The following is an 18677-nucleotide window of genomic DNA, read 5'->3' on the forward strand; positions in this document are numbered from 1 at the left end:
TCAGAGCTTCTTGATCGTCACGGGCGCATCCGCCGCGACGGTCAGCCGGTTGACGAGCGGCAGCTTGAAGGGAGCAGCGGAAATCTCGAAAACGTCGCCCGGTTCTGTCTTGATCCCTTCCGAGAACGAAAGCGTCGCCGTGCCGAAGAAATGCACATGCAGATCGCCGGGCTGACGGAAGATGTCGTATTTGAAGTTATGATGTTCGAGGTTGGCGATCGTGTGCGACATGTTCGCCTCGCCGGACAGGAACGGCTTTTCGAAGATTACCTCGTCGCCGCGCCGCACGCGTGATGTGCCTTCCACGTGGTCCGGCAGGTCGCCGACCAGAAGTTCCGCGCCGAGGGCCGCCTGGCGCAGCTTGGAATGGGCGAGCCAGAGATAGTTGCCCTTCTCGGTCACATGGTCGGAAAATTCGTTGGCGAGACAGAAGCCCAGCCGGAAGGGCGTGCCGTCCGGGCCGATCAGATAGATGCCCGCCAGTTCCGGCTCCTCGCCGCCGTCGAGCGCGAAGGCCGGCGACACGAGATCGCTGCCGGTGGCGCGAAGCTGTGAGCCGTTGCCCTTATAGAACCATTCCGGCTGCACGCCGGCCTCGCCGGGTTTCGGCTTGCCGCCTTCGACGCCCATCAGGAACATGCGCATGGAATCGGTCGGCTTTTCCGCCGACTGCGCCGCCTTGTGCATCTTGTCACGGCCATCGGCCGAGCCGAGATGGGTCAATCCGGTGCCGGCAACGATGAAATGCGCTGGGTCCGGATGGGTGATCGGCAGGCCAAGGCGACCCTCGCCCGCGGCCTTTTCAAGATCGACGACATCGCCGAGACCGGCCGTGTCGATACGCTGAGCCAAAGTCTGGCCGGCGGCAATCGCCTGGGAGGCGAGGTCATAGGTTGACGAAACGCCGTTGACCGCACGGGCAGCACCTTCGCCATCCCATGCGACGACAATAGACGCACCAGCGCCATTCACGACCTGAAGAACCCGCAACATCGATTTCATCACCCAAATGCTTCCAATATCAACATGGCGTCTCCTGTCGCCATGCCACTCCTCCCATCAGAACCGTCTGGCCCGATGTAGTCATTAATACGACTATTGGATTGGCGGCGGGCTTGTCAAGGATAAGAAAAAGCGCTTTCGCCAATTCCGATATTTTTCAGAAACCCCGTTTATCCTGCAGATTCAAACGATTGTTTCCCTCAAAGGTAGCGGGGATGTCGCTCTTTTCAAATTTCGTCCGAAAATAGCGCTTGAAAAAGTAATATTATATGCCAAACCTTGCAGCGTCAGTTCGCTTTCTCATCTCTGGGAGGATTTAAGATGAAAAGAGCTCTCGCGGCAGCTGCAGCCGCTCTCACCCTGTCTTTGGCATCCGGCGTTTCCGCCGCGTCTCTAACGATCGGTTTCTCGCAAATCGGTTCGGAGTCCGGCTGGCGTGCCGCCGAAACCACGGTCACCAAGCAGGAAGCCGAAAAGCGCGGCGTCACCCTGAAATTCGCCGACGCCCAGCAGAAGCAGGAAAACCAGATCAAGGCGATCCGTGGCTTCATCGCCCAGAAGGTCGACGCGATCTTCATCGCACCGGTGGTCGCCACCGGCTGGGATGCGGTTCTCAAGGAAGCCAAGGAAGAGAAAATCCCGGTCATCCTGCTCGACCGCGACATCGAATCGCCGAAGGACCTCTATCTGACCGCCGTCACGTCCGACCAGGTGTTTGAAGGCAAGGTCGCCGGCGATTGGCTGGTCAAGGAAATCGGTTCCAAGAACTGCAAGGTCGTGGAGCTTCAGGGCACGACCGGCTCTTCGCCCGCCATCAACCGCAAGAAGGGTTTTGAACAGGCGATCGCCGGACATTCCAACATCAAGATCGCCCGCTCGCAGACCGGCGACTTCACCCGCACCAAGGGCAAGGAAGTCATGGAAAGCTTCATCAAGGCCGAGGGCGGCGGCAAGGATATCTGCGCGGTCTATGCCCATAACGACGACATGGCGGTCGGCGCCATCCAGGCGATCAAGGAAGCCGGCTTGAAGCCCGGTTCCGACATCAAGGTCGTCTCGATCGACGCCGTGCCGGACATCTTCCAGGCGATGGCCAAGGGCGAAGCCAATGCGACGGTCGAGCTGACCCCGAACATGGCCGGCCCCGCCTTCGAAGCCCTCAACGCCTATCTCAAGGACAAGAAGGCTCCGCCGAAGTGGATTCAGACGGAATCGAAACTCTATACCGCCAAGGATGACCCGATGAAGGTCTACGAAGCCAAGAAGGGCCTCGGTTACTGACCTCCCGCCGCCCGGCTCTACCCTTACCCCTTAGAGCCGGGCGACTGCAGCAACCGGAGCGGTGCACCTCGCCGCTCCGGTTCTTCGATAGATGCGGGACTTTAGGCATGTCGGATACGAATTCACTTTTGGAAGCCCGGGGCATCGGCAAGGCCTTCCTCGGCATCACGGCGCTCGAGGGCGTGGATTTCACCCTCGAACGCGGCGAGATTCATGCTCTCCTCGGCGAAAACGGCGCCGGTAAATCGACGTTGATCAAGATCCTGACCGGGGTCTATAGCCGCGATCACGGCACCATGCGCCTCGATGGCGCCGAGGTGACCCCGTCGAGCGTCGCGGAAGCACAAGGCCTCGGTATCGGCACCGTTTATCAGGAGGTCAACCTCCTCGAAAACCTGACGGTCGCGGAGAACCTTTTCCTGGGCCGCCAGCCACGCCGGTTCGGTCTGATCGACCGCCGCGAAATGCGCCGCCGGTCGAAGGCGCTTCTGGAGCGTTACGGCCTCGACATCGATGTCGACGCCCTGCTCTCGTCCTATTCCGTTGCAATCCGTCAGCTGGTCGCCATCGCCCGCGCCGTCGACCTGTCCGGCAAGGTTCTAGTGCTCGACGAGCCGACCGCCAGCCTCGATGGCCACGAGGTGGAGATGCTGTTTACCGTCCTTCGCCGGCTGCGCGAGGAAGGCCTCGGCATCATCATCATCACCCATTTTCTCAATCAGGTTTATGCGGTCGCCGACCGTGTCACGGTCTTGCGCAACGGCCGGCTCGTCGGCACCCGCAAGCTCCACGAATTGCCGCGGCTGGAGCTGATCTCGATGATGCTCGGCCGCGAGTTGCAGCACATCACCCGCGAACATCAGGCGCAGGAAGAAACCGTCGCCTCGACGGCCGAAGCGCCGATCCGCTTCTCGGGCTACGGCAAGCGCGGCAGCGTCGCACCTTTCGATCTGGACATCCGACCCGGCGAAGTGGTCGGCGTCGCGGGTCTGCTCGGCTCCGGCCGCACCGAGACCGCCTTCCTGCTTTTCGGCATCGACCGTGCCGACAGCGGCACGGCGACCGTCGACAACCAGCAGGTCGCCCTCTCCTCCCCGGAAGCGGCGATTGCCAGCGGCTTCGGCTTCTGCCCGGAAGAACGCAAGACGGACGGCATTATCGGCGATTTTTCGGTCGCCGATAACATCGCGCTCGCCGTCCAGGCCCGGCAGGGCTGGGCAAAGCCGATCTCCTCGCGGGAAAAGGGAGCGCTCGCGGAAAACTTCATCAAGTCGCTGGATATCCGGCCAGCCGACCCCAACAGGCAGATGAAATTCCTCTCCGGCGGCAATCAGCAGAAGGCGATCCTCGCCCGCTGGCTGGCGACCGAACCCCGTCTGCTGATATTAGACGAACCGACGCGCGGCATCGATATTGGCGCGCATGCGGAAATCCTGAAAATGATCGAAAAACTCTGCGCCGAAGGCATGTCGCTGGTGGTCATCTCCTCGGAACTGGAGGAACTGACCGCCATCGCCCATCGCGTCATCGTGCTCTCCGACCGCAAACATATCGCCGAACTCAAGGGCGATCGGGTGACTGCCGACAACATCATGCAGGCGATCGCAGCGCCGGCCCACACGGAGGCCGCATGATGGACCGCTTCACCCGCCGGCTGAAACGGCTGGCACCCCAGATCGTCGCGCTTGCAGTCATCCTTGCCCTTATCACGGCAGTCGCGCCCGGCTTCCTCAACGTTTCGTTCCAGAACGGCCGGCTCTACGGCAGTTTGATCGATATCCTGGTGCGCGCCGCCCCCGTCGCGCTGCTGACGATCGGCATGACGCTGGTTATCGCCACTCGCGGCATCGATCTCTCGATCGGTGCGGTGATCGCCATCTGCGGTGCAGTCGCCGCGACGCTGATCGCACACGATTATCCGCTGCCGGTCGTGATCCTGATCTCGCTCGGCGTCGGCCTCGCCTGCGGCCTGTGGAACGGCGTGCTGGTCGCCCTGCTCGATATCCAGCCGATCATCGCCACGCTGATACTGATGGTGGCCGGCCGCGGCATCGCCCAGTTGATCACCGAAGGCGTCATCCTCACCTTCAACAATGACAGCTTTGCAGCGCTCGGTTCCGGTTCGCTGGGCGGCATTCCAATCCCGATCCTGATCTGGGTCTGCGCCGCCCTGATCATCGGTCTGCTGGTCCGCCGCTCGGCGCTCGGCTTCCTGATCGAGGCAACCGGCATCAACCGCCGCGCTGCGACCCTTGCCGGCGTGCGCGCCCGCTTCCTGCTGTTCTTCGTCTATGCGATCTCCGGCCTCTGCGCCGCCATCGCCGGCCTGATCGTCACCGCCGATATCCGCGGCGCAGATGCCAACAACGCCGGCCTCTGGCTTGAACTCGACGCCATCCTCGCCGTCGTCATCGGCGGCACCTCGCTGAACGGTGGACGTTTCTCGATCACCGCATCGCTGATCGGCGCGCTGATCATCCAGTCGATCAACACCGGCATCCTCGTTTCCGGCTTCCCGCCCGAATTCAACCTGATCATCAAGGCCGGCATCATCATGATCGTTCTGACCCTGCAGTCGCCGGCGATCATGGCGCTGCTCGGCTTCGTCAAGGCTCCACGGCGCCGCGACGAAACTGCATCCCGCGAGACATCCCACAAGGCGGAGGGAACGGTCCGATGATCCACACCCGCAACCTGCCCTTCGTCACTACGCTCGGCATCTTCGTCATCGCCTATGCCCTCTGCGTTCTGCAGTTCCCGAACATGCTGTCGACACGGGTGATCGGCAACCTTTTGACCGACAACGCCTTTCTCGGCATCGCCGCGGTCGGCATGACCTTCGTCATCCTGTCGGGTGGTATCGACCTGTCGATCGGCTCGGTGATCGCCTTTACCAGCGTCTTCGTCGCCGTCCTGGTCGGCTCGCTCGGTGTCCACCCGCTCGTCGCCTTCGCTGCAGTGCTGGTCGTCTCGACATTGTTCGGCAGTCTGATGGGCGCCATGATCCGCTATCTGGGCATACCGCCCTTTGTGGTGACGCTTGCCGGCATGTTCCTGGCCCGAGGCGCTGCCTACCTGATCTCGACGGAATCCGTGCCGATCAGCCACGAGATGATCGACGCGATCCAGGGCTTCTATTTCCGCTTCCCGGGTGGCGGCAGGCTGACCGCGCTTGCCCTGCTGATGCTGCTGGTATTCATCGTCGGAGCTTTCATCGCTGGCCGCACCCGCTTCGGCGCCAATGTCTATGCCATCGGCGGCAGCCAGCAATCAGCCGAGCTGATGGGGGTTCCGGTCGGCTCCACGACGGTCGGCATCTATGCGCTGTCCGGCTTCCTCTCGGGCCTCGCCGGCATTGCCTACACCCTCTACACCTCGTCCGGCTATTCGCTGGCGACGGTCGGCGTCGAGCTCGATGCGATCGCAGCCGTCGTCATCGGCGGCACGCTGCTCACCGGCGGCGTCGGCCTGGTCGCGGGAACGTTCATCGGCATTTTGATCCAGGGGCTGATCCAGACCTACATCGTCTTCGACGGTACGCTGTCGTCCTGGTGGACGAAAATCGTCATCGGCATCCTGCTCTTCGTCTTCATTGTATTGCAGCGCGGAATCATCTGGTATTCAAACCGGCGACTGGCCGAGAGCCGGCTGAAGGAGATCTGAGTGGGACTTCTGGAAACGACGATCAGTGGGCGAAAGCGCCGCAGCAACCACGCGCATGTGGTGGCGGAGCTCGGCCGGGGGATCGTTTCCGGCAAGATCCCGGAAGGTTCCCTGCTGCCTGGCGATACCGAACTCTCCGCCCGTTTCGGCGTCTCCCGCACGGTGTTGCGCGAATCCATGAAGACGCTCTCGGCCAAGAGACTGGTCGAAGCCAAGGCCAAGGTCGGCACCCGCGTGCTCGACAAGGCCAGCTGGAACTTCTTCGATTCGGACGTGCTCGGCTGGCGCTTCGAATCAGGGCTGGATTACGAATTCATCGAGCATCTGGCGGAAATGCGCATGGCGTTGGAACCGGCAGCAGCAGCCGCCGCCGCGCTACGTGCCTCCAGCGATGATATCGTCGCGCTCTACGCGATCGCCGCGAAATTCGACGACCTGTCCCACACGCCGGAAACCATCGCCAAGGTGGACCTGGAATTCCACCTTGCTATCGCCCGGATGTCGGGCAATCCGTTCATGCGCTCGGCAAGCGCGCTGATCGAGGCGGCGCTTGCCATCTCCTTCCAGCTCTCCTCGCCCGCCGCCTCGCCGGAAAAGATCGATGAGGTCGCCACCAACCACCTGCGGATCGCCCATGCGGTCGCCTCGCGTGATCCTGACAGGGCGATCTCCGCCATGCGGCACGTCATCGAGGTCGGCAAGGTCCGCATCGCCAACTCGTTCGAAGTGACCTTGCCGGCCTGAGATAGGTTATCTCGCTTCGAGCGAGATCATCAGGTTGGCGAGCAGGGCGGTGCGCGGCGCAACGCTGCTGACGAAGATATGCTCGTTGAACGTATGGGCGCCGGCACCGTCTGCACCGAGCCCGTCGAGCGTCGGCACGCCGAGCGCTGCGGTGAAATTGCCGTCCGAGCCGCCGCCCGTCGCCATTCCTTCGAGCTTGATGCCGAGGCCGTCGGCGATCTCAGCGGCAACATCGAAAAGGCGCTTGCCCTCGTCGGACTGCGCGAACGGCGGACGGTTCATCCGGCCATCGATTTCGAAAGTGATGTCCGGATCGACAGGTTTCATCGCCTCAATCTTGCCCGTGATCTCCCTGGCGATCACGTCGTCGGGAACACGAACGTCAACCTGCAGACGGCATTCCGCCGGCACCGTGTTGCGGCCGGTTCCACCCGCTATCGTCCCGACCGTGACGGTGACGCCGCGTTCGGTATCGTTGAGCGCCTCAAGCTCCAGAACCAGCCGGGCAGCTGCGCGAATGGCACTGCGGCCATCCTGCGGCCTCGTTCCGGCGTGCGAAGCATGCCCCCGCACGGTGACATCGTACATGGCGACCCCTTTGCGGGCGACGACGATCTTGCCGCCGTCGCGGGCGGGCTCGACCACCAGCGTGTAACCGGCGCTTTTCGCCGCCTCTTCCATGAACGCGCGCGACGACAGGCTGCCCATCTCCTCGTCCGGAACGAAGATTAGGTCGATCGGCATCTTGCTGCCGTGCCTGACGGCGAGCTTCATCGCCTCGAGCGCCATCAGCGCGCCGGACTTCATGTCGTAGATGCCGGGGCCATAGAATTTGTCCCCCTCCTGACGCAGCGGCAACTGATTGTCGATCACGCCGACCGCATGCACGGTGTCGAGATGCGCCAGTATCAAAACGGTCTTTTCGTTACTGCCGGCCGGGCGCGGCGAGCGGATCGCCAGGATATCGCCGAAACCGAGCGTGCCCGGCAGCCGTTCCGTCTCCAGACCAGCCGCCTTGCCGATTGCCTCGACCCGATCCGCCAATACATTGACCGCAACCGCATCGAGCGTCGGCGTCTCGATCTCGACCCACTGCTTCAGCTCGTCGATAAGAGCCTTGTCGTCGATGTCTTTGGCGGAAATGGCAAGCGTCATGAGAAATTACCTTGGGCGTTCTTCGGCAGGCGGGGGTGATGCCGCAGAAGGTGCGGCCCGGCCACTATAGTCGGCCAAGCCAGGATCGCCAGACCCAGCGCCGAGGCGAGCGGCAAAAATCGCAGGCGCCCAGATGGGCACTATGTGACGATCAGGGCCGGACGATTTTCCGTCAGACTGTCAGTGCCTCGAAATGCTGGAGCATGCGGGCGGCATCCGGCTCCCGGCCGGTGAACAGCTGAAAGGCGCCGACTGCCTGGAAGACGGCCATGCCGCCGCCGTTCAGCACCTGACAGCCCCGCTCCCTGGCCACTTTCAAAAGCTCGGTCTCAAGCGGGAAATAGACAATCTCCGCGACCCAGTGATGCGGCTGGAGAAGCTCCGGCGGCAGCGGCACACCTGGATATTTGGCCATTCCAGTCGGCGTCGCATGGATGATGCCCAAAACGTCCCGCATCGCCGAAGCAATATCCGGTGACGCCGTTATGGATGCCTCCGGAAAAAGAACCGACATCGTTTGCACAAGCTGCTCCGCCCGATCGGGCTCGCGGTCGAACACCGTGAGCGCCGTGAGACCAAGCGACAGGATCGCATAAGCCGTCGCAACGCCCGCGCCCCCGGCGCCGATCTGAACCGCCGCGCGTAGATCGGCGCCCGGCAGGCCGCGCCGGAAACTTTCCGCAAATCCCCACCAGTCGGTATTGTGGCCAAAACGCTTGCCGTCCTTCAGCACCACCGTGTTGACGGCGCCGAGCGCCCGCGCCTCGTCGGAGAGTTCGTCGAGATAGGGAATGACCACCTGCTTGCAGGGATGGGTGATGTTCAGACCAATCAGCCCGCGCGCTTCCGCATCGTCGAGGAGATCAGGCAGGCTGCTGGGCGTCAGGCCGAGCAGATTGAGATCGATCAGCTCATATTCATAGCGGAAGCCTTGAGCTGCACCTTCCTTCATATGCATGGCAGGCGTCAGTGAGGCCTGGATGCCCGCGCCGATCAGCCCGGCCTTCAAGGGTTTCAGCAATGTCTCGGCCATGGGTGTAGCGCCTCATTGGATGGAAAAGCCGGTCCGCCTGAAAGACGGACCGGCAGGCATGTTACTTCTTGCGGGCGGCGTCCAGTTCCTTGAAGAGCAGCGACACGGTATCGGCACCCACGTCGGCGCTGAACTTGTCGATCAGCGGCTTCACGGCATCGCGGATCTTCTGGGTCTCTGCCGGGCTGAGCTCGGTGACTTGCATGCCGGTCTTCTTGATCTCGTCGAGCGCCTTGGCATCCGCTTCGCGGGAAACCTTGCGCTGGAAATCGCGCGCTTCCGTCGCAGCCGACTGGAGAATGCCCTTCTCCTCATCGTTGAGGCCGTCCCAGAACTTCTTGCTGATCAGCACGATCTGCGGATTGTACTGATGACGGGTGACGGTCAGGTACTTCTGCACTTCGTAGAACTTGGCGTTGATGATGTTCGCGAACGGATTTTCCTGCCCATCGACCGTGCCGGTTTCAAGCGCGGTGTAGAGTTCCGTATAAGGCAGCGGCACGGCATTGGCGCCGAGGCTGTTGAACAGCTCGATCGGGATCGGCGACTGCAGCGTACGGATTTTCAAGCCCTTGATGTCTTCGAGCTTGGTGACCGGGCGGCGGTTGTTGGTGAGGTTGCGGAAGCCGAGTTCCCAATAGGCGAGACCGACGAGGCCTGTCGCCGGCAGCTTGTCGGAAAGGCTCTTGCCGAAGGCACCATCCATCACCTTGTCGGCTTCCTCGCCGCTGTTGAACAGGAACGGCAGGTCGACCGCACCGAACGCCTTGACGTTGCTCGACAGGATTCCGGCATTCAGCACCAGCATCTCGACCACGCCGCCCTGCAGGGCGGAGACGGTCTGCACGTCGCCGCCGAGCACGCCGCCCGGAAACAACTTGATCTCGATCTTGCCACCGCTCTTCGCCTTGACGATCTCGGCGAATTTTTCCATGCCGGTGACCTGCGGATGGCCCTTATTGTTGGCCGCCGCGAATTTCAGCGTATGCGCGCGGACTTCGGCGGATGCCGTGCCGGCAAACAGCATCACCGGCAGGGCGATCCCGAGCGCCAGTTTCATCATCGTGTTGAACATGTTTTCCTCCCACTGGATGGCCGGGTCCCCCACGGCCGGTTGATATGCACTTGGCAGAAACTCCCCGGCCTCAATGCCCGAACCAGGCGACCGGCACGGTCACCAGTTGCGGGAAGAGGACGAGAAGGAAGAGAACGATCAGCTCGGCGATCATGAAGGGCATCACGCCCTTCATCAGGTCTTCCATCGACAGCTTGGAGACGCCGCAGATGACATTGAGGACGGTGCCGACCGGCGGCGTGATCAGGCCGATCGAGTTGTTGATGATGAACAGCACGCCGAAATACACAGGATCGATGCCGGCCTGCTTGATGATCGGCATCAGCACCGGCGTCATCACCAGAATGGTCGGCGTCATGTCCATGGCGGTGCCGACGACGACGATCAGCACCATGATGGCAAGCAGCAGCAGCGTTTGGTTGTCCATCAGCGGTTCGATGAGCTTGACGAGATCGCCGGGCACGTCGGCAACCGTGATCAGCCAGGCGGAGACCGCCGCGCATGCGACCAAGAACATCACCACCGCGGTGATCTTCGCTGCCGCGACGAAGACGTTGAAGAGTTCGGATGGCGCCAGTTCGCGATAGACGACCATCGATACGAACAGCGAATAGACGGCAGCCACGACGCCCGCTTCGGTCGGCGTGAACACACCGAACTTCAGGCCGACGATGATGATGACAGGCAGCATCAGCGCCCAGATGCTGTCGACGAAGGCCTTCATTCGGAGTTCACGACTCTGGCGCTTCGGCAGTTCGAACTGCTCCTTGCGGGCGACGATCAGCCAGGCGATGCAGAGTGCCACCGCGATCAGCAGCCCCGGAACGATACCGGCGAGGAAGAGCTTGGTGATCGAGACGCCGCCGACGACGCCGTAGAGGATGAAACCGATCGACGGCGGAATGATCGGGCCGATAACCGAAGCCGATGCCAGAAGACCGCCGGTCCGTGCCGGGTCATGGCCCGATTTGATCATCATCGGATAGAGAAGCGCACCGAGCGCCGCAGCGTCGGCGACTGCCGAACCGGATAGGCTCGACAGGACGCAGGCGGCGAAGATCGCCACGAAACCGAGACCGCCGCGCACATGGCCAACGAGCGCCATGGCGAGATTGACGATACGCTTCGACAGGCCGCCGGTATTCATCACCTCGCCGGCCAGCAGGAAGAAGGGAACCGCCATCAGCGGAAAGCTGTCGGCGCCGTTCAGCACGTTCTGGGCGACGATCTGGGCGTCGAAAATGTCCATGTACATCATCAGCGCAACGCCGCTGAGGATGAGCGCGAAGGCAATCGGCACGCCGAGCGCCATGGGGCCGAGAAGGGCGCCGAGGAAAATGGTGAGCGTCATCGGTCTCTCCTCAGGCCTTGGTGATGCCGGCGGCGACCGCGGCTTCCGGATGATTGTCGAGGGCCACTTCCTCCTCGCTGTCGCGCACCAGTTGGGCGGTTGCGATATCGATCCGGCCGGTGGCCACCTGGAAGGCATCCCAGAGAATGACGAGGAAGGTCGGAACCCCAAAGGCGAGGCCGGCGCCGTAGAACCAGCCCATGGAAATGCCCGTCGCCGGCATGGTCGCTGGCAGGTTGATCAGTGTCTGCGTCCAGCTTCCGCTGATCATCAGCCAGGTGGCGACGAGCATCAGCCCCTGCCCCATCAGCACTGCAATCCTGGCACCTGTCGGCGGTAATCGCTTCAGAAGCGAATCGACGCCGAGATGGCCATGTTCGCGCATCGCGACAACCCCACCAAGGAAGGTAAGCCAGATGAAGAAGACCCGCGACAGCTCTTCTGAAACGGTAATGCCCTGATTGAAGGCATAACGCAGTACGACATTGCCGAAGACCAGCACCACCATGCCTGCCAGAAGCAGGGCTATGACGACCTTCAGCACAAGGAATAAGAAATCGATGATCCGTGTCATTTCCAGTCCTCCCCAGGCTCCGTCATCGGATAGCGACGGTAGCGACTGCAAATACAGTCACCCGTCCAATCCGTTTGACAAGATAGCCTCCGCCGGGACCGCCTCCTCAGGGATCGATCGGCAGAACAATAAAATGTACGAACTAGTGAGTATGTCAAGCGCGATCTATTGAAAGCGAAGCGCAAGCCCGTTATGACTTTGGAAAAAATGCGGAAATTCGATGTGAACGATCGAGCGTCCACAATGCCCGCTTCTCTAAGCACGGGCGGTACGCAACGGCAAAGGCGGCTTTGAGGATGGCGGCGAAACGCGAAAACAGCAGGAAAAACGACCCGCAGCGCACCCAGGAAAACATCCTGGACGTGGCGACGGAGGAGTTTGCGACTCACGGGCTTGCCGGCGGCCGCGTCGATGCGATCGCGGAGAAGACCCGCACCTCGAAGCGGATGATCTATTATTATTTCGGCAGCAAGGAAGGGCTTTACCTTGCCGTCCTCGAACGCGCCTACCGCAAGATCCGCACGCTCGAAGAGGACCTGCAGCTTTCCAACCTGCCGCCGGAACAGGCGCTGCGCGTGCTGATCTCGACCACGTTCGACCATGACGAAGCCAACCCGGATTTCGTCCGGCTGGTCAGCATCGAGAACATCCACCACGCCGCCCACATGCTGCGCTCGGACGCGATCCGCGACCTGAACGTCTCGGTCATCGAGACGATTGCCGCGATCCTGGCACGCGGCGTCGCCGCCGGCGTATTCGCCCGCACGGCCGACCCGATCGACATTCACATGCTGATCAGCGCCTTCTGCTTCTTCCGCGTCTCCAACCGCTACACATTCGGCACCATCTTCCGCCGAGACCTTTCGGAGCCAGCGACCATGGAGCGCCACAAGGGCATGATCGCCGACGCGGTGATCAGTTACCTGAAGGCTTAGCCTGGTCCGGATGGGCTTTTGCGAAGGGCTTCAATTCGACGCAGCGATCAGCGATCGCGACGAGCCTGGGGCAGGCGGAGAGATCGACGCCCCATCGCCGCGCGTTGTAGACCTGCGGCACGAGACAGATATCCGCCATGCTCGGCCGGTCGCCATGACAGAACGCGCCGGTCGAGGGTGAGTCGAGCAACACTTCGAACGCCGCCAGCCCCTCGCCGATGAACTTCCGCATCCAGGCAACGCGCGCCTCTTCTCCGCCGCCGGTGATCGACATGACATGGGCGCCGACATGCGAATTGCAGACGGGGTGGATGTCCATGGCGATGACATAGGAAAGCGCCCTCACCCGCTGCCGGCCGACAGAATCACCCGGCAGGAAGGCGCCGCCGCGCGTTTCGTCGAGATATTCGATCACCGCCAGCGACTGGGTGAATGTATGCCCGTCAATCTCCAGAACCGGCACCAGCCCCTGCGGATTGCGGGCGAGATGCTTCTCGGCTCGGTGCTCCTTGGCGATGATATCGACCGGGACGGTGCGGAATATTTCGGCGACCATATTGAGGGCGATCCTCAGCCGATAGCTCGCCGAGGACCGCCAATAATCGTAGAGAACCGTATCGCTCATCCCGCCTTCTCGTATTTCGTCACGGTCTGCTCGATCGCACCGAAGATCGAATGACCCTTGTCGTCCTTCATCTCGATCCGCACCGTATCCCCGAAATGCAGGAACGGCGTCTTTGGAACGCCGAGGTTGATCGTTTCGATGGTGCGGATCTCGGCGATGCAGGAATAACCGGCGCCGCCATCGGCGACCGGCCTGCCGGGTCCGCCATCGAGCTTGTTGGAGACCGTGCCCGAACCGATGATCGTGCCGGCCACTAACGGCCGTGTCTTGGCCGCATGGACGATAAGCTGCGGGAAATCGAACGTCATGTCGACGCCGGCATTGGCCCGGCCGAACGGCTTGCCATTCAGGTCGACCTTGAGCGGCAGCGAAAGCTTGCCGCCATCCCAGGCGGAACCCAGCTCGTCCGGAGAGACCGCGACCGGCGAGAAGGCGGAGGACGGTTTCGACTGGAAGAAGCCGAAACCCTTGGCGAGTTCGGAGGGGATGAGCCCGCGCAGAGACACGTCATTGACGAGGAGCACGAGACGGATCGCCTCCCGCGCTTCATCCAGGGAAGCCCCCATCGGCACGTCGCCGACGATCACCGCGATCTCGCCTTCCATATCGGCGCCCCAGGCCTCGTCACCGAGCGGGATCGGATCGCGCGGCCCGAGAAAACTGTCGGATCCGCCCTGGTAGATCAGCGGATCGGTCCAGAAGTTCTCCGGCATGTCGGCATTGCGCGCCCGGCGTACCAGCTCGACGTGATTGACGTAAGCCGATCCGTCCGCCCATTGATAGGCGCGCGGCAGCGGCGATGCCGCGTCATGTTCATGGAAACGGATGGTCGGCTGCGCACCGGTCTCGATACCGTCCGCCACCCGTTCGAGCCGCGGACCGACATACGCCCAGTCGTCGAGCGCCGCCTGCAGGGTTCGGGCGATATGACCGACCTCCGAGCACTGGGTGAGATCTTTCGAGACGACGACCAGGCGGCCGTCGCGGGTGGAATCCTTCAGTGTCGCGAGCTTCATGAATGAGTGTTTCCCGTTTTATCGTTGGTATTGCCCACAGAATGTGTGGAGATCGCGCCAGAAGGCAACCGTAATGTAACGCCGCCTCACTTGATCCCCGGCGTACCGTCGAACTTTCGCTCGAGCCCCGACCAGCAATCCACATAATTGTCCTGCAGCGTCTCCAGTGCGGCTGCAAATTTCGTCAGCTGCTGCGGGAAACGGGTCTCGAACATGAAGGCCATGGTGTTCTCGAGCTTCACGGGTTTCAGCTCGCCGTTAGAGGCCCTTTCGAAGCCGGTGAAATCCGGCCCGTGCGGCAGCATCATGTTGTGCAGGCTCATCCCGCCCGGCACGAAACCCTCCTCCTTGGCGTCATAGCGGCCATAGATCAGGCCCATGAACTCGCTCATGATGTTGCGATGGTACCAGGGCGGCCGGAACGTATGCTCGGCCACCAGCCAGCGCGGCGGGAAGATCACGAAATCGACATTGGCGGTTCCCTCCTCTCCCGAGGGAGCGGTGAGAACCGTGAAGATCGACGGATCGGGATGGTCGAAGAGAATCGCGCCAACCGGCGAAAAGGTGCGTAGGTCGTATTTGTAGGGCGCGTAATTGCCGTGCCAGGCAACCACGTCGAGCGGCGAATGGCCGATCTCGGTGACATGGAACGAGCCGCACCATTTCACCTGCACCCGGCAGGGCGTCTCCTTATCCTCGTAGGCCGCCACCGGCGTCTTGAAATCGCGGGGATTGGCAAGGCAGTTGGCGCCGATCGGACCGCGATCCGGTAGCGTGAACTTGGCGCCGTAATTTTCGCAGATATACCCGCGCCAGACTTTTTCCTCGCCGAGCCGGATCACCTTGAACATCGTGCCGCGCGGGATGATGCAGATCTCGGAAGGCTCCAGGTCCATCTTGCCGAGTTCGGTGAAGACGCGGATCGAACCCGTCTCCGGCACGATCATCATCTCGCCGTCGGCATTGAAGAAATAGTCGTCCACCATGTCGGTGTTGAAGACATAGACATGCGCCGCCATGCCGGACTGGGAGAGCGCATCGCCCGCCGTCGTCATGGTGCGGATGCCTTCGAGGAAGCTCAGCGGCTCGCTTGGCGCCGGTACCGGGCTCCAGCGGAGCTGGCCGAGGGCCAACGAATGCTCGGCAACGTGAGGTGCGGTCTTCCAGAGCGGATAGTCGACCTTCGTGAACCGACCGGTATGGCGCACGCTCGGGCGGATGCGATAGAGCCAGGAACGCTCATTGGTGCCGCGCGGCGCGGTGAAAGGCGAACCGGAGAGCTGTTCCGCGTAAAGCCCGTAATTGCATTTTTGCGGGCTGTTCTGCCCCTGCGGCAGGGCACCGGGCAGGCTCTCGGTTTCGAAATCGTTGCCGAAGCCGGGCATATAGGCGAGCGTCTCGGCATTCGCCCCGGTGAATAACGTGGCGTTCGGATCGATCTTGTCCAGCATGGCTTGTTTCCTCCCATGATGACGATATGGTTGCAAACGTAACCATTATTTTTGTAACCATCAACGCCCGATCAACGTCATGACGACCGATAGTTTCGAACTCGAACAGTTCCTCCCCTACAGGCTCAACCGGGCCGCCGAATTCGTCGGCCTGCGTTTTGCCGCCCATTACAAAGCGAAATATGGCATGACTCGGCCGGAATGGCGCACGCTTGCAGCACTCGGCAGTTCCGGACGGATGACCTCGAAAGCCGTCGGCGCGCATTCCTCCATGCACAAAACCAAGGTCAGCCGCGCCGTCTTCGCGCTCGAACAACGTCGCTGGCTGAAGCGCAGCCAGGACGAGGCCGACCGCCGGGTCGAGCATCTGGAACTGACCGCCACCGGGCAGCTGGCCTACCGGGAACTGATCGAACTCGCCCGCCGCTATCAGGCCGAACTGGAGACGGAAATCGGCCAAGCGGGCATCAAGGCGCTTTCGACCGGCCTCGCGGCAATCGAGCAGGTCATCCGCCGCTCGGGCAAAGGGAAACCGCCGGAACCGGACGAACTTTAAGCCTTGGCGGGCTTTTGAATCGGAATCCCACCAAAATCCTTCAACACGCTGAGGACGATCGATGTTTTGACATGCTGCACGCTCTCGTGCGGCAACAGTATGTCGTTGACGAAATGGGAGAGGCCCGCGAGATCGCGCGTCACCACCTTCAGGTGATAGTCCATCTCGCCGGTCAGCGAGAAACATTCGAGCACTTCCGGCAGGTCCTCGACAAGGCGCGCGAACCGCTTGGCATTGTCCCGGTTATGGGTGGCGAGCGTCACGGCGATCACGACCAGGAGGTCGAGGCCGAGTTTCTGGCGGTTTAGGTGTGCACGATAGGTCTGGATGAACCCCTCGCCCTCGAGCCGCGCCCGGCGGCGCGAACACTGCGACGGGGAGAGCGCGACGAGTTCCGACAATTCGTTGTTGGTCAGCCGCCCGTCGGTCTGCAGATGGCTCAAGATCTTCAGGTCATATCCGTCCAATGCGTCCATCGTGCATGCAACTCCTCCAATCCGCACACTTCATGCACAAATCGAGCAGAACATCGCCAAGATTGCAAGCACAATGCGTCCGTCCTGCATCATCATGAGGATCGAATGACAGGAGGAATTTGCCATGGGTCCTTTCCCGCACGACGCACCGGTTTCTGAGATCACCGCTGACAATCCGGCCGGCACCGACGGTTTCGAATTCGTCGAATTCGCGCATCCGGAACCGCAGAAGCTGGAAGAGCTGTTCACCCGCATGGGCTACAAGCCGGTCGCGAAGCACAGGACGAAGAACATCACCGTCTGGCGTCAGGGCGACATCAACTACATCCTCAACGCCGAGCCAGGCAGCTATGCGATGCGCTTTGTCGACGAACATGGCCCCTGCGCGCCGGCCATGGCTTGGCGCGTTGTCGATGCCAAACACGCCTTCGACCACGCGGTTGCCAAGGGTGCCACGCCTTATGAGGGCAAGGACAAGACGCTCGACGTGCCGACCATCGTCGGCATCGGCGGTTCGCTTCTCTATTTCATCGAAACCTATGGCGAGAAGGGGTCGGCCTATGAGGCTGAGTTCGAATGGCTGGGCGAACGCAATCCCAGGCCCGAAGGCGTCGGTTTCTATTATCTCGACCACCTGACTCACAACGTCTATCGCGGCAACATGGACAAGTGGTGGGATTTCTACCGCGAACTCTTCAATTTCAAGCAGATCCACTTCTTCAACATCGACGGCCGCATCACCGGCCTCGTCAGCCGGGCGATCACCTCGCCCTGCGGCAAGATCCGCATCCCGCTGAACGAGTCCAAGGACGAGACCAGCCAGATCGAGGAATTCCTGAAGAAATACAAGGGCGAAGGCATCCAGCATATCGCGGTCGGCACCGACGGCATTTACGAAGCGACCGACAAGCTCGCCGAAAACGGCCTCAAATTCATGCCCGGCCCGCCGGACACCTATTATGAAAAGTCCGGCGCCCGCGTGCACGACCACGACGAACCGATCGACCGCATGAAGAAACACGGCATCCTGATCGATGGCGAAGGCGTGGTCGATGGCGGCATGACCAAGATCCTGCTGCAGATCTTCTCGAAAACGGTGATCGGCCCGATCTTCTTCGAATTCATCCAGCGCAAGGGCGACGAAGGGTTTGGCGAAGGCAATTTCCGCGCCCTGTTCGAATCCATCGAGGAAGACCAGATCCGCCGCGGCGTCCTGAAGCCGCAGCAAGCTGCCGAATAACAAGAGCAGTTCCAGAGGGTGCGAAAGCCCGGCGGTCATTCCGCCGGGCTTTTTATATCGAAAGCTCTGCCGGTTCAGGGCGTGACCGGGAAAACCTCGCCATGGGTGGCAACGTAGAATTCGCCTTCCGGCGTCACCCAGCCGCGGAACATGCCGTCCGTATTGTAAGGCGCGGTGATCGAGCCGTCGGCGCCGACCGCCACCAGACCAGCCCCGATATCGTGCTGCTTCAGGTCCTCCTGGATGACCTTTGCGGCCGCCTTCTCAAGGCTCTCGCCGAGATAGGAGACGCGGGCCGCCACTTCATGGCCGACGGCGTAACGCATGAAATATTCGCCCTTGCCGGTGCCGGAAACGGCGCAGGCCCCGTCCCGTGCGTAAGTTCCGGCGCCGATGATCGGCGTGTCCCCAATGCGGCCTTCCGGCTTGTTGTTATAGCCGCCGGTCGAGGTCGCCGCCGCCAGATGCCCGGCCCCGTCGAGCGCCACGGCACCGACGGT

19 protein-coding genes are annotated in these 18677 nt (G+C 61.8%); 8 read left to right on the forward strand and 11 right to left on the reverse strand.

Annotated elements, in window-relative coordinates:
- Nucleotides 1-993, reverse strand: coding sequence for an AraD1 family protein (gene araD1, locus MOV61_RS12710; protein ID WP_247136825.1), 993 nt, complete (start codon nt 991-993; stop codon nt 1-3).
- A gap of 330 nt (nt 994-1323) precedes the next feature.
- On the opposite strand from araD1, the gene ytfQ reads away from it, so the two are divergent.
- The 5 genes from ytfQ (at nt 1324) to MOV61_RS12735 (ending at nt 6690) form a co-directional block, all read left to right on the forward strand.
- On the forward strand, nt 1324-2283 hold the full coding sequence (gene ytfQ / locus MOV61_RS12715) for a galactofuranose ABC transporter, galactofuranose-binding protein YtfQ (protein WP_038543717.1): 960 nt from the start codon (nt 1324-1326) through the stop codon (nt 2281-2283).
- A gap of 107 nt (nt 2284-2390) precedes the next feature.
- Nucleotides 2391-3917, forward strand: coding sequence for a sugar ABC transporter ATP-binding protein (locus MOV61_RS12720; protein WP_247136813.1), 1527 nt, complete (start codon nt 2391-2393; stop codon nt 3915-3917).
- Nucleotides 3914-4963 (forward strand): ABC transporter permease, encoded by a 1050-nt coding sequence (locus tag MOV61_RS12725; RefSeq protein WP_247136814.1) that lies wholly within the window; start codon nt 3914-3916, stop codon nt 4961-4963. Before MOV61_RS12720 ends, MOV61_RS12725 begins: the two co-directional genes overlap by 4 nt.
- Nucleotides 4960-5946 carry a galactofuranose ABC transporter, permease protein YjfF gene (yjfF, locus tag MOV61_RS12730; RefSeq protein WP_080724918.1) on the forward strand — a complete coding sequence of 329 codons (987 nt, stop codon included), beginning with the start codon at nt 4960-4962 and terminating at the stop codon, nt 5944-5946. Before MOV61_RS12725 ends, yjfF begins: the two co-directional genes overlap by 4 nt.
- Nucleotides 5947-6690: a FadR/GntR family transcriptional regulator gene (locus tag MOV61_RS12735; RefSeq protein ID WP_038543725.1), complete on the forward strand. Its 744-nt coding sequence runs from the start codon at nt 5947-5949 to the stop codon at nt 6688-6690.
- Nucleotides 6691-6696: 6 nt separating this feature from the next.
- Here the strand turns inward: MOV61_RS12735 and MOV61_RS12740 are convergent, their stop codons facing one another.
- The 5 genes from MOV61_RS12740 to MOV61_RS12760 form a co-directional block, all read right to left on the reverse strand.
- On the reverse strand, nt 6697-7845 hold the full coding sequence (locus tag MOV61_RS12740; RefSeq protein WP_247136815.1) for a M20 family metallopeptidase: 1149 nt from the start codon (nt 7843-7845) through the stop codon (nt 6697-6699).
- 172 nt (nt 7846-8017) lie between these two features.
- Nucleotides 8018-8878 carry a shikimate dehydrogenase gene (locus MOV61_RS12745; RefSeq protein WP_247136816.1) on the reverse strand — a complete coding sequence of 287 codons (861 nt, stop codon included), beginning with the start codon at nt 8876-8878 and terminating at the stop codon, nt 8018-8020.
- Between the two features lie 61 nt (nt 8879-8939).
- Nucleotides 8940-9953, reverse strand: coding sequence for a TRAP transporter substrate-binding protein (locus MOV61_RS12750; protein ID WP_247136817.1), 1014 nt, complete (start codon nt 9951-9953; stop codon nt 8940-8942).
- A 70-nt stretch (nt 9954-10023) separates the two neighbouring features.
- On the reverse strand, nt 10024-11304 hold the full coding sequence (locus MOV61_RS12755) for a TRAP transporter large permease (protein WP_247036821.1): 1281 nt from the start codon (nt 11302-11304) through the stop codon (nt 10024-10026).
- Between the two features lie 10 nt (nt 11305-11314).
- Nucleotides 11315-11878 carry a TRAP transporter small permease gene (locus MOV61_RS12760; RefSeq protein ID WP_247136818.1) on the reverse strand — a complete coding sequence of 188 codons (564 nt, stop codon included), beginning with the start codon at nt 11876-11878 and terminating at the stop codon, nt 11315-11317.
- Nucleotides 11879-12174: 296 nt separating this feature from the next.
- Between MOV61_RS12760 and MOV61_RS12765 the strand changes: the two genes are divergently transcribed.
- The gene (locus MOV61_RS12765) at nt 12175-12813 is read left to right on the forward strand and encodes a TetR family transcriptional regulator (protein ID WP_247136819.1); all 639 of its coding nucleotides are present in this window, start codon (nt 12175-12177) and stop codon (nt 12811-12813) included.
- Here the strand turns inward: MOV61_RS12765 and maiA are convergent.
- The 3 genes from maiA to hmgA all read right to left on the reverse strand — a co-directional run bounded on the left by maiA (nt 12794) and on the right by hmgA (nt 15905).
- Nucleotides 12794-13438, reverse strand: coding sequence for a maleylacetoacetate isomerase (gene maiA, locus MOV61_RS12770; RefSeq protein WP_247136820.1), 645 nt, complete (start codon nt 13436-13438; stop codon nt 12794-12796). The two genes, MOV61_RS12765 and maiA, sit on opposite strands and share 20 nt — an antisense overlap.
- Nucleotides 13435-14454: a fumarylacetoacetate hydrolase family protein gene (locus tag MOV61_RS12775; RefSeq protein ID WP_247136821.1), complete on the reverse strand. Its 1020-nt coding sequence runs from the start codon at nt 14452-14454 to the stop codon at nt 13435-13437. Before MOV61_RS12775 ends, maiA begins: the two co-directional genes overlap by 4 nt.
- 86 nt (nt 14455-14540) lie before the next feature.
- The gene (gene hmgA, locus MOV61_RS12780; RefSeq protein WP_408962378.1) at nt 14541-15905 is read right to left on the reverse strand and encodes a homogentisate 1,2-dioxygenase; all 1365 of its coding nucleotides are present in this window, start codon (nt 15903-15905) and stop codon (nt 14541-14543) included.
- 79 nt (nt 15906-15984) lie between these two features.
- Here hmgA and MOV61_RS12785 point away from each other — a divergent pair, with 79 nt between their 5' ends.
- Nucleotides 15985-16461 (forward strand): MarR family winged helix-turn-helix transcriptional regulator, encoded by a 477-nt coding sequence (locus MOV61_RS12785; protein ID WP_247136822.1) that lies wholly within the window; start codon nt 15985-15987, stop codon nt 16459-16461.
- On the opposite strand, the gene MOV61_RS12790 is transcribed toward MOV61_RS12785, so the two are convergent.
- Nucleotides 16458-16937 carry an Lrp/AsnC family transcriptional regulator gene (locus MOV61_RS12790; protein WP_046599717.1) on the reverse strand — a complete coding sequence of 160 codons (480 nt, stop codon included), beginning with the start codon at nt 16935-16937 and terminating at the stop codon, nt 16458-16460. The genes MOV61_RS12785 and MOV61_RS12790 overlap by 4 nt on opposite strands.
- A gap of 124 nt (nt 16938-17061) precedes the next feature.
- On the opposite strand from MOV61_RS12790, the gene hppD reads away from it, so the two are divergent.
- Nucleotides 17062-18177, forward strand: a complete 1116-nt coding sequence (gene hppD, locus MOV61_RS12795) for a 4-hydroxyphenylpyruvate dioxygenase (protein WP_247136823.1) — start codon at nt 17062-17064, stop codon at nt 18175-18177.
- A gap of 74 nt (nt 18178-18251) precedes the next feature.
- Here the strand turns inward: hppD and MOV61_RS12800 are convergent.
- Nucleotides 18252-18677 (reverse strand): isoaspartyl peptidase/L-asparaginase (locus MOV61_RS12800; RefSeq protein ID WP_247136824.1); only part of this gene is annotated, 426 nt, incomplete at its 5' end.

The sequence above is a fragment of the Neorhizobium sp. BETTINA12A genome (assembly GCF_023006485.1).
In the GTDB taxonomy this organism is placed as follows: domain Bacteria; phylum Pseudomonadota; class Alphaproteobacteria; order Rhizobiales; family Rhizobiaceae; genus Neorhizobium.

Bases quoted from the DNA above. Each gene is read 5' to 3' on its own strand.
- MOV61_RS12790 (WP_046599717.1), bottom strand. From the start codon at position 16,937: ATGGACGCATTGGACGGATATGACCTGAAGATCTTGAGCCATCTGCAG.
- MOV61_RS12740 (WP_247136815.1), bottom strand. From the start codon at position 7,845: ATGACGCTTGCCATTTCCGCCAAAGACATCGACGACAAGGCTCTTATC.
- MOV61_RS12760 (WP_247136818.1), bottom strand. From the start codon at position 11,878: ATGACACGGATCATCGATTTCTTATTCCTTGTGCTGAAGGTCGTCATA.
- araD1 (WP_247136825.1), bottom strand. From the start codon at position 993: ATGTTGCGGGTTCTTCAGGTCGTGAATGGCGCTGGTGCGTCTATTGTC.
- hmgA (WP_408962378.1), bottom strand. From the start codon at position 15,905: ATGCTGGACAAGATCGATCCGAACGCCACGTTATTCACCGGGGCGAAT.
- MOV61_RS12745 (WP_247136816.1), bottom strand. From the start codon at position 8,878: ATGGCCGAGACATTGCTGAAACCCTTGAAGGCCGGGCTGATCGGCGCG.
- MOV61_RS12750 (WP_247136817.1), bottom strand. From the start codon at position 9,953: ATGTTCAACACGATGATGAAACTGGCGCTCGGGATCGCCCTGCCGGTG.
- hppD (WP_247136823.1), top strand. From the start codon at position 17,062: ATGGGTCCTTTCCCGCACGACGCACCGGTTTCTGAGATCACCGCTGAC.
- ytfQ (WP_038543717.1), top strand. From the start codon at position 1,324: ATGAAAAGAGCTCTCGCGGCAGCTGCAGCCGCTCTCACCCTGTCTTTG.
- MOV61_RS12765 (WP_247136819.1), top strand. From the start codon at position 12,175: ATGGCGGCGAAACGCGAAAACAGCAGGAAAAACGACCCGCAGCGCACC.
- yjfF (WP_080724918.1), top strand. From the start codon at position 4,960: ATGATCCACACCCGCAACCTGCCCTTCGTCACTACGCTCGGCATCTTC.
- MOV61_RS12775 (WP_247136821.1), bottom strand. From the start codon at position 14,454: ATGAAGCTCGCGACACTGAAGGATTCCACCCGCGACGGCCGCCTGGTC.
- maiA (WP_247136820.1), bottom strand. From the start codon at position 13,438: ATGAGCGATACGGTTCTCTACGATTATTGGCGGTCCTCGGCGAGCTAT.
- MOV61_RS12755 (WP_247036821.1), bottom strand. From the start codon at position 11,304: ATGACGCTCACCATTTTCCTCGGCGCCCTTCTCGGCCCCATGGCGCTC.
- MOV61_RS12725 (WP_247136814.1), top strand. From the start codon at position 3,914: ATGATGGACCGCTTCACCCGCCGGCTGAAACGGCTGGCACCCCAGATC.
- MOV61_RS12785 (WP_247136822.1), top strand. From the start codon at position 15,985: ATGACGACCGATAGTTTCGAACTCGAACAGTTCCTCCCCTACAGGCTC.
- MOV61_RS12720 (WP_247136813.1), top strand. From the start codon at position 2,391: ATGTCGGATACGAATTCACTTTTGGAAGCCCGGGGCATCGGCAAGGCC.